The organism is Bradyrhizobium sp. MI1.4 (genome assembly GCF_055811315.1).
This window is the reverse complement of record NZ_JBVVPP010000008.1, coordinates 196,188-208,554: the sequence shown is the minus strand read 5'-3', so window position 1 is coordinate 208,554 and position 12,367 is coordinate 196,188. Positions and strand designations below refer to the sequence as shown.

Sequence of the window (12,367 nt, the reverse complement as noted above, 5' to 3'; positions counted from 1 at the left end):
CGAAAACGCCATCCACTCCGAACGGCCGCTTCGGCACCGCTCCTGATGATGGCAATACGTTTCGATCGCCGAGGTAGCAACAGCTACGCCAAACCTTCATCGGGAATATTGAGAACAGCGCCGCATGCTTTGCAATGCACGGCATCGCTCTCATGCCGCTGCAGTCCGCAAGTTGGGCAAGGAAATCTGACCTTGTTCGGACTCAACAATGCGCGCGCAAGATTGAAGAACAGGGTTACGCCGAAAATCATGATCACGACGGTTATCAAACGACCTATTGTGCCTGGCAAGGTGATATCGCCAAATCCAGTCGTCGTCAGCGCGGTCACAGTGAAATACAGCGCGTCAGCATAATTCCGAATCTGATCGTTACGAAACTTCTGGGTCTCGTAGACTATCCCCGTCATGACAAATATGAAAACCGCAAGATTGGTGACGGCAAAGATGACCTCCTCGTTGCGACGGAAGAATGAGGAATCCATGCGCAACCTGGCGAGCATCTGGTAGTCACGAAGCAGTCCCAGTGTCCGCAAAATCCGCAGAAAGCCGCCAGCCTCGCCAGCGAGGGGCGCCAGGAATGAAACGATGGCGACCATGTCAGCCCATGTCGAGAGGCGGCCAAACTTTCGAAGCGGATGCCGGTGGGCGAGTAGCCGTGCTGAAAAATCGGCCAATATCATTGCGCCGAATAGCAGGTCGAAGGTTTCGATGATCTCACTGGGGTGCAGGAACGACGTCCCGATGATGAACAGTATGGTCACAACATCAAACGCGAGCAAAGCATAGCGGAAACCAACGGCGCTGGGCGTTGTACCCTCGTAGAGGCGACGGACGCGGCTTCTCAGGGAGGTGTGGTTCACAGCTGCCATGCTCGCAGTTTGCACAGATGATTGCAGCTGGGACAACCCTCGCACCCTGGGAGATCTAAGTCAGTGCGACGAGTTCGAGCTAGTTGACGCTTCCGTGACAGTCCGCAGCACCAGCGTCAGGTGGCTGTTACCGGGATGGATTGTCGTCGGCACAACCTCGATGCTATCGGCTACAAGTTCGCCTGCTTTCTTCCACTGAAACGCAGCGCCGGATCTGCTGTAGACATTCACCCTTTTTGTTTCTCTTCCGCGCTTCTTCCATCCGAGCTTTTGGAGCGTTCTTCGACGGATCGCTTGGAGATTGTTCCAGTTCGGTTGAAGCTAGTGCGTTTGCTGGCCCAAAGCTGATGTCAGACGAGCCGCGCAGTCCCTGTGCGCTAAAGGACTATCGAAGATTACAAACAGCACGTGCGCTCCGGTCACAGGCGCTCATCATGCTCAAGGCGGAGACTTCCGTTGCGTCGGTAAGCTGACCCTACTGGTCCACGCCTACTGCTACCTGCTTGCGGAGCGCGGCGAGATCGTTGACGACCATCTTGGTCGGGCCGGTCCAGATGATGCCGTCGTCCTGGAGGCGGCTGAGGATCAGGCTGATCGACTGGCGCGTCGCGCCGATCATGCGCGCGAGATTGGCCTGCGTGATGCGGCCGAGCGATATCGGGCCGCTCTCGTCCTGGGCCGCGTTCTCGCACAGCTTGACCAGCAGCAGCACCAACCGTTCCGCCGCCTTCTGCCCGGCCAGCGTCTGCGCCAGCATCGAATAGGTCTCGCCCTTGAAGCCGAGGCACTCGATCAGCGCGACTGCGAACGGCGGCGACTGCGCGATCAACCGGCGGACCGCATCCTGGTCGAGATGCAGTGCTTCGACGCGCCCGAGCGCGCGGGCCGACCAGCTGTGGCGGTGATCGCCGAGGATATAGGGCGCGCCGACGAAGTCGCCGGCCTCCCAGGTCGACAGCATCAGTTCGCGCCCCTGCGTGCCGGCATGGGTGCTTTCGACGATCCCGTTCAGGATGATGTGGATGCCGTTTGCGGGCTCGCCCTCCCGCAGCAGATATTCGCGGTTCTGGTAGGTCGCGAGCCTGCCGGTTCGCATCACCAGCTCCAGATCGGGCTTGTCCAACGCCTTCAGCACATAACGTCCGGTCCCGGGCCGTGGCAGTTCGGCGCGCGGCTCAGCTGGATCGGCCACCTCATGCGCATCGCTGCGCCCCACGATCGGTCTCCCTTCGAGTGACGGCTCGAAGGCTAGGAGGTCTCCGCTCGGATTGCAACGCGGCGCAGATGTTCTGGCTCGGCCGAAGCCCCCATGAAAGCGCAAGCCAGATCGGTGAGCAGGCGCTCCCGGCCGGCCGGCGCCAGGAACGTGATGCCATAGGGCACGCCGGCTACGGTGACGGCGTTTGGAACGGCGATGGCGGCCAGCCCAAGCGGGTTGGCGTAGTTGGTGTAATAGCCGTTGTTGAAGTTGGCCGTCAGCGGATCGCGCGCGACGTCGTCGATGCTCAGCACGGTGCCGACCGTCGGCACGACCAGCGCATCATGAACTTGCCAGAAATCGCGCAGCGACCGCTGGACCTCCTTGACCTTGTAGAGCGCACGATAGGCGTCGGCCGCCGTGAACTTGCGGCTGCCGATGACGAGGTCGCGCACGATCTTCACGCCCGCCTCCGGGTTGGCGTCGAGGAATGCGCCAACCGAGACGTCCCGCTCGGCGAGGAAAGGTCCGAAAAACATCAAATCGTTGACCGAAATGAACGGCGCGAAATCGACCAATGCGACCGACAGATCGAGCTGCCGCAGCTTGCGGAGTCCATCGCCGAACAGCGCCTCCGTCTCCGCATTGCCGAAGAACCTGAGCTGATCCGGACGCGGCGTTGCGATGTTGAGCGGCCGCGCCGGAGATGCCTGCTCCGTCCATCCGGCGAAATCCACCGGTGAGAAACAGTCCTCGACATCGCGCCGCGCCAACACGCGATAGATCTCGTGGCCATCGCGGGGATCGCGCGTGTAGAGCGAGATGGTATCGAAACTACGGCACGCGTAGACCATGCCGCGCTGACTGAAGGCGCCGGGCGCCGGCTTGAAGCCGGTCACGCCACAATAGGACGCCGGCACCCTGCCCGATCCGCCGGTATCGGTGCCGAACGCAAAGGACGAGGTGCCCGTCGCGACCGATACCGCTGCGCCCGAGCTGGAGCCGCCGGGGATGTAGTCGGGGTTGTGCGGGTTGCGGGCGATGCCATAGGGCGAGCGCACGCCGACGAGGCCGGTCGCGAACTGATCCATATTGGTTTTGCCGAGATAGATCGCGCCGGCGGCGATGGCGTCGGCAACAACCGGGCTCGTGTCTTTCGCGGTGTGGGCGAATTCCGGGCAGGCCGAGGTGGTCTGCTCGTCGGCCACATCGATACAATCCTTGACCGAGAACACGAGGCCGTAGAGCGGCAGCTCGCCGATCTCGCCAATGCGGGCATCGAGCGCGCACGCCGTTGCCATGACGCTTTCGGGATTTGCCGTCGAGATCCAGACGCCGCTCTGGTCGGCGTCATCGAGGCGCGACAACACGTGCGCGGCGACATCGGACGGCTTGAGCTCGCCGCGGCGATAGGCGGCGCGGAGGTGGCGAGGTGCGAGATTCATGTCGGTCACGTGCTTGCAGGAATTGACAATGTGCCGGCGAGGCAAGCCCGCCGGCACCGACCCTAGCGGCCGATCACCTTCTCCAGATAGGCGGGCTGGATGAAGGCTTCGAAGTCGGCGCGCGGCAGCAGCTTCGGCAAGCGCTCCTGCTTCACCAGGAAATCGGCGGTCGAGATCAGCGTGTCGACGAACTTGCCCTTTTTCGCGGATGTGCCGAGATACTCCTCCGTGAGCTGCGTGCTGCAGGGGATCATCCCGGTGCCCTTCATCATTCGCTGCGCGTCCTCGAGAGGCAGCGAAAGCTCTTCCGCGATGATTTCGGCAGTCTTCTCCGGGTTCTTCAGCCAGAAATCGATGCCTTCGCATTCGGCCTTGATGAACTTGTCGACGTAGGATGGATACTTCTCCGCGAACGCATTCATGACGACGCCGATGTCCCAGGTCGGGTAGCCGCGCTTGGCCATCTCGCCCGAGGTGACGAGGATCTTGCCGCCGTTCTTCACGGCCTTGCCGAGATTCGGCTCCCAGAACCAGGCCGCGTCGATGTCGCCGCGAAGCCAGGCCGCCGCGATGTCCGACGGCGCGAGGTCCAGAATCTTCATCGAGGCGGGATCGACACCCTCCTCCTTGAGCGCCTGGAGCAGGAGGTAGTGCGTCGTGGAGCCGAACGGCGCCGCCACCGTCTTGCCCTTGAGGTCCTTGAGCGAGGTGATGTTCTTGTCGGCGCGGACCACCATCGACTCGACGTAGTCGAGCATGTTGATCACCAGGATGCCCTTGATCGGCAGGGAGCGCGTCGCGCCGATCGCGGTCGGCGGGTTGCCGAGGCCGCCGAAGTCGACGTCGCTGCCGGCGATCGCGCGCAGCATGTCGCCGCCGCCGCCGATCTTGACGTATTTGATGTCGACGCCCGGCATCTCCTTGGCGAGCAGGCCAAGATGCTTGGTGACCAGTTGCGCATTCACCAGGTTCAGATAGCCGACGGTCACCTTCGCCGGCTTGTCCTCGGCGCGGACTGCGGCCGTGAGCGCCAACGTGGTTACCGCGAGCGTCGCAATCAGTCTCTTCATGGAGGTCTCCCCTACGATCAGAATTGGATTCAGGCCCACGGCATCAACAGTTTCGCGATGCCGCGCATCATGAGGTCGAGCACGACGCCGGTGAGACCGAGCACGATCAGCCCCATGATCACGACGTCGGACAGCAGGAACTTTGCGGCGTCCCAGATCATCCAGCCGATGCCGGCGGAGGCCGCGACGATTTCGGCGGCGACGAGAACGGTGTAGGTGAAACCGAGCGAGATGCGCATGCCGGCGAGAATCAGCGGTCCCGCCGCCGGCAAATAGACGTGAAACAGCAAATGGCGCCGGGTCGCGCCGAGCGACTGGGCGGCGCGCACATAGACCGGGTCCACGCTGGTGACGGCCTGGATGGTCGAGATGACGATGCCCGGCAAACCGGCAAGAAACAGCAGCGACAGCTTCGAGCTCTCACCGATGCCGAGCCACATCACCAGCAGCGTATAAAGTCCGAGCGGCGGCAGTGGCCGGTAGAACTCGATCAGCGGATTGAGCAGCGCGCGCGCGTTGCGCGACACGCCCATGAGGACGCCGAGCGGGATGCCGATCAGGCAGGCCAGCGTGAAGGCCGTGAGGATGCGATAGAGGCTTGCGCCGAGATGCTGAAGCAGGGTCGCGCCCTGATATCCCTTCGTGATCGTCTTGACGAACGCGGCCCAGACCGCCTGCGGCTTCGGCAGGAACAGCTCGTTGGCCCAGCCCATCTCCGTGACGATGGCCCAGCCGGCCAGCAGCACGGCCACGGTCAGCGTCGAGAGCAGCACCGATCGCGAGACCTTCGGAAGCCGCAGCCGGAAGCTGCCGCGTCGGGTGCGATCCGGCGAGATTGGAATCGTCATGTGGGTCGCCTCGACGCTCATGTCCGCACTCCCAGGATCTGCATGATGGTCAGCGCGTAGATCCGCGTCGCCATCACCGACTTGGTGATCGAGATGTTCTCGTTGTCGACGGCCCAGCCGTCTTCTCCGGGACCGAACGTCACCGCATTGATTCCAGCTTCGCGGAAGCGGATCGTGTCGTTGAAGGCATTCTTGCGGTTGACCCCGGGCTCGCGGCCCATCAGACGCCGGTAAACCGCGCGGAGGGAGCGGCAGGGCTCCTCCTCGATTGGCACCGGTTCGGTGGCGTTGACGAACAGCGAGCCCGGCACCTGGCGCACCTCCACCTTGACGTCGTTCACGCCCCCAAAAGTGTCCCGTCCGAGACGCTCGATATCCGCAATCACGCTCGACAGCGTCATGCCGGGCACGATGCCGACCACGGCAAGCGTGATGGTGCAGGCATCCGGCGAGAACTGCATCTCGCCAGGCAGGCCGGACCGAATGCGCACCACGGCGCAGCAGGGCGGCGTATGTCCCATGAACTTGCTGGGGACATGCGTGAACGCCATGTCCTTCAGTTTCGGCAACAGCTTTGCCGCTTCCATGATGGCGTTGACGCTGATGTCCGGCCGCCAGATGTGCGACTTGATGCCGTGAACGGTGAGCTCGATCAGGCAGTGGCCGGAATTGGCCACCGACAGGTTCATGCCCCAGTCCTTGTTGACGTCACCCCAGGCGGTCGGCTCGGCGGTGATCTCGTAGTCGGCGGTCAGGCCGACCTTGTTCAGCATGTAGATGGAGCCCTCGGTGCCGTTCCGCTCCTCATCGACGGTGTAGCAGCACATCAAGGTGCCATCGAACTTCACGCCCGCTTCGGTCAGGGCCTGCACTGCGAGCAAGGATGCAGCGAGGTTTCCGCGCGTGTCGGACGTGCCGCGCGCATAGAGCAGATCGCCGTGGCGCGTCGCCTTGAACGGATCGAAATCCGTCATGTGCCATTTCTCGGGCTCGACGGCAGGATAGGTGTCGAGATGGTCGTTGAGAATGAGCGAGGGGGCGCCGTCCCGTCCCTTGAGCACGCCGAGCACGTTCGGCCGGTGCGGCTGCGCGCTGTGCTTGGTGACCTCCATGCCGAGCGCTTCGAGCTTGCCCGCGACCAGCATCGAGATCGCCTCTTCCTCGGCGGGCGGCAAATCGGGATCCAGCGGATTGCCGGAACGGGGCTGGCCGGTGCGGATCAGCTCGGACGCGAGTTCAAGCCAGCGCTCCTCCGTGATGCGCGACAGCACGCGCTGTTCGAGATCCGAATAAGGAGGGGTGACAGGCATCTGCATGACGGGATCCGCTGGCTCACGGCGCCGGCAGCGCCGCTTCGTGGCAGCCTCCTCATTGCAGCGACCGTGCCAACTACCGGAAATGCCGGCCGCGGCACAACTGTGTCTTTAATTTCAACAGCTTAGGCAGGAATTGCGGGTGCGCAAATTTTTGCGCCCGAGCTGCGCTCTGCTGAAGTCGCGACGCCGGCTGAACAGGCTGGGGTCAGCGCGAGGCCGTCCGGCGTGGGGGCGTAGCCTGCATGGAGCGAAGCTGAATGCGGGAACGCCTTGCCTGGATTGCGCTTCGCTCCATCCAGGCTGGCTCCACGCGCAATCCTCAATCGTCGGCGTACTCGTCCTCTTCGTGTTTTCGCGCCATGCTCTTGCGCGTACCGAGCGAGCCGGTCACGGAGGGATCGCGCGCATTCGCATAGGGATTGCGCCCGCCCGCGCGCGCGGCGACCTCTTCGCCGGAAACGGCGGCGGGCTGGCAGATCAGGCGGCGGCTGGCCCGGCGCATCAGATCGACGTGGATGTGATCGTAATGATAGACGTTCGAGCCCGGCGCCAGCACCGTGGTGAAATGCACGCACGCGCCCGACTGCACGTCGCGCAAGAATCCCTGCTCTTCCGGCATGCCGCGCCAGCCATCCTTCACGGTGACGCGGCGGCCGTCGGCGAGCACGAAGGCGGCGATGTCGAGCGCATTGCCGAAGGCGTGCTCGGAAATATGGGCATGCGAATTGCCGTTCATGCCGCGGCAGGAATAGGCGGAGATCTGCTTGATCTCCGCGACGCGGCTGCCGAACCAGCGCATCGCCGAGGGCTGCACGGTGTCGGCAAGCCAGCGGTCGAGCTCGGACACGATCGGACAGGCCAGCGTCGCAACCGGCTTGATCGCAACAGGGCCGACGGCGGTGACGGGATTGCCCTGTGCCGGACCAAGACGCGGCGGCGGTTGCTGCGCGGGCGCCTGCGAGTAGGGCGCCGGCCGCGCCGGATAGCTCGGCGCATTCATGTAGCGCGACGCGCCTGCGGCATCGGTGCCCTCAGGCGGCAGATCGATCTCGTCTTCCTGCTGCGCCACACCGGGCGCATTCAGAGGCATTGGACCAGGGGAAGCGCCATAGCCGGAGGGCTGGCGCACCGCGGTCTCGGGATAGTTTGAGCGTTGCGGATAGGACGATGCCGGATAGTTCTGGCTCTGCGGGTAATTCGATCGGGGCTGCGTCACCGGCCAGCGCGGCTGGTTGCCGATGCTCCCGGGTGGTCGCAAATCCTCATCGGCAAAGCCGTAACTGCTCGAGCCTTCGCCGAGGGCGGCGACCTTGAGCGGAAACTCCGCGCCGCACATGCCCGGCCCGGAAATCGGGTCGATGCGGACGAGATCCGGCCCTTCTTTCACCGCGCCTGATTTCAGGCATGCGGCTTCGGCCTCGGCCCGCCACGGTTCACGTTCGGCCTGGAAGACGCCGCGTCCGCAACCCGCTAACGAAACAAGGACGATGGAGCCGACGAGATACAAACGAACTCCGCGCGTCATGCACGCACGTTCGGTGAATTTACTTAAAGACTCTTCAACGTGTTGATTTCAGTGTTCTTTAACCATGTCGGCCGGCGCCAGCAGGAGCGCTGCCGGTGACGAGCGACAGCAAGGCTGACTTTTTCGAAAAGAGACTCTCTGTTAACCATGATCCTCTCGCGCAAGGCGGCGCGACAGCGGGAGCGACCTCATGACGTTCGCCGGGAGACTGAGCGTTATCACCGCGTACCTCGCCATGGCCTTTGTCGGTGCCATCGTGCTAGGCATGATCTAGCGGCTTCAGCCGGAGGTATCGAACGCTTCCCTTACGACCGCGCGCTCCACTGCCGCGACGTCGTGATCAGCTTCTCCGGCCGCTCTTCGGCTCGCGTCCAGTCGTTGCCGGAACACCAGAAATGGCCCAGTGCGCAGGCTTCGACGTGAAGCTTGCCGGAGCTCTTCAGCGTCATCCTCGCATAATAGGTACTGCCGCTGGAGCGGCTGTAGATGTTGCCGGTCCAGACGTCGTGCGTTTTCGGCTTCATGTTGACGAGCACGCTCTCGCCCCTGGTCGATGCTTCAGTCAGCGCGAAGCCGCACAGTGCAGGACCGCAGCGTTCGATGCGGACCGTGCCCTTGGCGCCTGCGCTCTCCCATTCGCCGAGCGGCAAATAGGAGAGTTCGTCGTCGCCGCGCTCAGGGCTCGTCACGGTCTGCTCGAGCTGCGGCCTTGGCGCGACGACGGGTGCCTCCATGCGCGGCGGATCGAGCGCGACGGTCTTCGGCGGATCCGTCTGCGGTAGCTCCACCCGTGGCGGATTGGAGCTTGGCGCCTGCGGCAGGACAATTGGCTGCGAGGTCGTTGAGGCAAGGACAGGAGCCGTCTGCGCCGTCGCAGGCGCGACCGCAATCGCTTGCGCTGGCCTGACCGGAGCCACGGGATAGAGCGGCTGCGGCGGCGGAAGCACCGGCGCAGGGGCTGGCGTCGTGTCGACGTCAGGCCGAAAGCTGCGATGGGAGGAAACCGAGACACAGGAAGCCGATCGGCAATCCCTGGGCGCCTCGACCTGAAATCGATGACCGCCAATCGAGAACGCGTAAGACCCGGCCTCGGCTGCGGGCGCAATCGCCAGCAGCGCGATCAATGTGCCAAGCGAAGTCACAAGCCGCGTCATCGGCGCCTCCCTCTGTGTGGCGACGACGTTACGCAAATGGAATCGCGACCGAATGTGCGCTGCGTCACCCAGCCGCGGCGAGCCGTTGTGACGTCTATCACAGAACGTCCGGCCAGCCCGGCGTAGGGTCGAACCACGCTTCATCCACCCGCGACTTCAGTCCCATCGGGACCACACATCTTCGGAGGTTGTCATGAACAAGCTCACCATCGCCGCCACCGCCCTCTTCCTCGCGTCCACCGCCGCCGCGCATGCCGGCAATGCGATCTCGTTCCAGATCGAAGGCCAGAACATCCGCATCGAGACGCCACGCAACTGCGCCTCGCTCAATTGCGTGACCATCGTCGCGCCGGGCCTCTCGGACAAGCCGATCAAGCTGAACAACATCAACCTCAAGGGCCTTGGCTCCAAAGACGATGACGTCGACACCACGCCGGCTCCTGCCACGACCGCGCAGCCCGCGCCGGCTCCGGTGCAGCAGCATCCCGTGCAGCAGCCCCCGGTGCAGGCGACTGCGCCGGCAGCGCCCGCTATCGCAGCACCGAGCACGACGGTTGCCGCTGTTCCGTCCGTCGGTTACGACGCCACGACGCAGACCGCGCCCGTTGCGGCTCCCGCTCCTGCGCCCGCGCCGGTCGCGGTTGCTCCGGCCCCGGTGCCCGCCGCGCCTGTCGCGGTTGCCAACACACCGATCGGCGTCTGGGCCACCGAAGAGAACAAGGGCAATGTCCGCGTCGAACAGTGCGGCGTCAATCTCTGCGGCTACGCCGCAAAGACCAACGAGCGCATCCTGATCAACATGAAGCCCGACGGCGCGAAGTGGAGCGGCCGTATCCACGATCCCGACTCCGGCCGCAATTACGACTCGACGATCGCGATGAAGGGCCCGAATGCAATGCGCGTGCAGGGCTGCGCCTTCGGCGGCATGTTCTGCGGCGGCCAGACCTGGAAGCGCGTGAGCTGACGCCGCAGGCGTCGTCTCCAACACATGCACATTCTTCGTCATGCCCGGGCTTGTCCCGCCTGCGCGGCCGAAGCCGCTTCGGCGAGGCGAAGGCCCGGGCATCCACGTTCTTAGTCCCGCGCTTCAAGGCGTGGATGGCCGGGGCAAGCCCGGCCATGACGGTGGAGAGGCTTGGCCGCAAGCTAGCATCGCGTACCGTTTGAACGTTCACCGCCTCCGTGCGATAGACATTCATCCGCCGTTCAGCTGTACGCGGCTGATATCGGTCGATCTCTCACCGGGATTCTTCGTGACTCTTACCGTGGCCTGGCGGCGCTTCATGTTCGCGCTTGTGCTGCTGGCGTCGCCGCCGGCCGGCGCGAGCGTTGCGTTCGGATTCGATGCGATCGAGCTTGCGCAGGCGCAGCTAGAAGCGCAGCCGTCGCCCGCCCCTTCGCCGACGCCATCGGCTTCACCCGCTCCCGCGACCGAGGCGCAGCCCGCTGCCGTCGAGCCGATCGGCAACGTTGCGACGGTGACGGGCATCGCGACCGTGATCCGCGACAAAAATTCCTATCCGCTGCGCGGGCGCGACGACATCTATCTCAACGACGTCGTGCAGACTTCGACGAACTCATCGCTCGGCATCACCTTCGACGACGCGACCACGTTCAACCTCTCCGCCAGCACGAAGATCACCATCGACACTTACGTCTATGAGGACGGCGGCAAGCACAACGCAGGCATCTTCGACATAGGCAAGGGCACGGTCGCCTTCGTCGCGGCGGCGGTGGCAAAGACCGGCGACATGAAGATCACGACGCCGACGGCCACGCTCGGCATCCGCGGCACCACGGGCGTGGTCGAGGTGCCGGAAGGCGCGGCCGCGAACAAGACCAACAACGTCAACATCAAGCTCTATCCCGACGCCGATGGCCGGGTCGGACACATCGACGTCGACGACCGCACAAGTGGGACCCGGCTCGGCGCGCTGACGCAAGGCGCGAGCGGTTTTGCGATCCGGCCGGGCGCAGCCGCGGCCGGCGTCATGCGCTTTGCCGCGGTGCCGATCACGATTCCCGCACAGCAGATCGCGCGCGACCGCGGCTTCGTCAGCCAGGTGCATCTGGCGCAAACCACGGGCCGGCAGATCGTCACCGAGCAGCGCGACTTCCGCCGCGCCAATCCGACCGCGAGCCCGCGCATTCCGCGGCCGTTCCAGCCGCCGCAACAGCAACAATTGCGGCCGAACACGGCGCCAGGACAACAGCCGCAACAGCCGCAGCGGCCGAACGGCCAGCCCGGTCAGAACAACCGTCCAGGGCAGCAACAGCCAGGCACGCCAAGCCGTCAAGGCGCCCAGCCACAGCGGCAGGGCCAAGGCGGCGCAGTGCAACCAGGCGCGCCGCGCGTGGGTCAAGGTCAGCAACAGCAAGGCGCTCGGCGACCGGCGGGAGGTACGCCGCGCATCGGGCAAGGCACGCAGCCTAACGGCACGCCACAAAACCAGCCGCAGCGCGGTGGGCAGATTCCGCCGCAGCCCGGCGGAGTCGCGCCGCCGCAGCCGGGCGGCACGCAACAGCAGCCCGGTCCGCAGCCGCAACTTCCGCGCACCGGCATGCAGCCCGGCCAGCCGCCCGCTGCTCAACAGCCGGGCATGCAGCGCCCGGGCGGATTCCAGCAGCGCCTCCCCGCCGCACAACGCCCCGCAGCGCCGCGAAGGCCAGCTCCAGTTCCGAAGGAGAAGGAGCGGCGATGACTTTCTTCCTTCTCCCCTTGTGGGAGAAGGTGGCGCGAAGCGCTGGATGAGGGGTTCTCACCGCGAATCCATTGCGACAGCTTCGCGCGTGGAGAGACACCCCTCACCCGCCGCGCCCCGGGGCGGGGGGCCCCCCCCCCCCCCCCGGGGGGGGGGGGCCCCCGGGCCGGGGGGGGGGGGGGGGGAAAAAAACCCCCCGCCCCGGGGGCCCGGGTTTAATATTATGCAAACACCCGGGCG

Annotated in this window: 10 protein-coding genes; 2 read left to right on the top strand and 8 right to left on the bottom strand. The window is 64.8% G+C overall.

From position 1 onward, the window contains the following. Positions 1-83: 83 nt before the first annotated feature. The 8 genes from AC0L23_RS12595 to AC0L23_RS12560 form a co-directional block, all read right to left on the bottom strand. Positions 84-869: a potassium channel family protein gene (locus tag AC0L23_RS12595; protein WP_085385391.1), complete on the bottom strand. Its 786-nt coding sequence runs from the start codon at positions 867-869 to the stop codon at positions 84-86. Between the two features lie 475 nt (positions 870-1,344). After that, positions 1,345-2,085, bottom strand: a complete 741-nt coding sequence (locus AC0L23_RS12590) for a Crp/Fnr family transcriptional regulator (protein ID WP_085385389.1) — start codon at positions 2,083-2,085, stop codon at positions 1,345-1,347. A 32-nt stretch (positions 2,086-2,117) separates the two neighbouring features. Further along, positions 2,118-3,512, bottom strand: a complete 1,395-nt coding sequence (locus AC0L23_RS12585; protein ID WP_085385388.1) for an amidase family protein — start codon at positions 3,510-3,512, stop codon at positions 2,118-2,120. Between the two features lie 62 nt (positions 3,513-3,574). Then, positions 3,575-4,582, bottom strand: coding sequence for a taurine ABC transporter substrate-binding protein (locus AC0L23_RS12580; RefSeq protein WP_026232686.1), 1,008 nt, complete (start codon positions 4,580-4,582; stop codon positions 3,575-3,577). Between the two features lie 29 nt (positions 4,583-4,611). Next, positions 4,612-5,451, bottom strand: a complete 840-nt coding sequence (locus AC0L23_RS12575; protein WP_085385387.1) for an ABC transporter permease — start codon at positions 5,449-5,451, stop codon at positions 4,612-4,614. Next, on the bottom strand, positions 5,448-6,746 hold the full coding sequence (locus tag AC0L23_RS12570; RefSeq protein WP_085349107.1) for a M20 family metallopeptidase: 1,299 nt from the start codon (positions 6,744-6,746) through the stop codon (positions 5,448-5,450). The genes AC0L23_RS12575 and AC0L23_RS12570 overlap by 4 nt, the downstream gene beginning before the upstream one ends. Positions 6,747-7,065: 319 nt before the next feature. Continuing rightward, on the bottom strand, positions 7,066-8,271 hold the full coding sequence (locus AC0L23_RS12565; RefSeq protein WP_085385386.1) for an extensin family protein: 1,206 nt from the start codon (positions 8,269-8,271) through the stop codon (positions 7,066-7,068). A gap of 305 nt (positions 8,272-8,576) precedes the next feature. Then, positions 8,577-9,425, bottom strand: coding sequence for a DUF2147 domain-containing protein (locus tag AC0L23_RS12560; RefSeq protein WP_085385426.1), 849 nt, complete (start codon positions 9,423-9,425; stop codon positions 8,577-8,579). Between the two features lie 193 nt (positions 9,426-9,618). Between AC0L23_RS12560 and AC0L23_RS12555 the strand changes: the two genes are divergently transcribed. Further along, positions 9,619-10,389, top strand: a complete 771-nt coding sequence (locus tag AC0L23_RS12555) for a DUF2147 domain-containing protein (RefSeq protein WP_018454209.1) — start codon at positions 9,619-9,621, stop codon at positions 10,387-10,389. Positions 10,390-10,708: 319 nt separating this feature from the next. Further along, the gene (locus AC0L23_RS12550) at positions 10,709-12,127 is read left to right on the top strand and encodes a FecR domain-containing protein (protein WP_473357004.1); all 1,419 of its coding nucleotides are present in this window, start codon (positions 10,709-10,711) and stop codon (positions 12,125-12,127) included. The last annotated feature ends 240 nt before the right edge of the window (positions 12,128-12,367 follow it).

Bases quoted from the DNA above. Each gene is read 5' to 3' on its own strand.
- AC0L23_RS12595 (WP_085385391.1), bottom strand. From the start codon at position 869: ATGGCAGCTGTGAACCACACCTCCCTGAGAAGCCGCGTCCGTCGCCTC.
- AC0L23_RS12585 (WP_085385388.1), bottom strand. From the start codon at position 3,512: ATGAATCTCGCACCTCGCCACCTCCGCGCCGCCTATCGCCGCGGCGAG.
- AC0L23_RS12580 (WP_026232686.1), bottom strand. From the start codon at position 4,582: ATGAAGAGACTGATTGCGACGCTCGCGGTAACCACGTTGGCGCTCACG.
- AC0L23_RS12575 (WP_085385387.1), bottom strand. From the start codon at position 5,451: ATGAGCGTCGAGGCGACCCACATGACGATTCCAATCTCGCCGGATCGC.
- AC0L23_RS12570 (WP_085349107.1), bottom strand. From the start codon at position 6,746: ATGCAGATGCCTGTCACCCCTCCTTATTCGGATCTCGAACAGCGCGTG.
- AC0L23_RS12565 (WP_085385386.1), bottom strand. From the start codon at position 8,271: ATGACGCGCGGAGTTCGTTTGTATCTCGTCGGCTCCATCGTCCTTGTT.
- AC0L23_RS12560 (WP_085385426.1), bottom strand. From the start codon at position 9,425: ATGACGCGGCTTGTGACTTCGCTTGGCACATTGATCGCGCTGCTGGCG.
- AC0L23_RS12555 (WP_018454209.1), top strand. From the start codon at position 9,619: ATGAACAAGCTCACCATCGCCGCCACCGCCCTCTTCCTCGCGTCCACC.
- AC0L23_RS12550 (WP_473357004.1), top strand. From the start codon at position 10,709: ATGTTCGCGCTTGTGCTGCTGGCGTCGCCGCCGGCCGGCGCGAGCGTT.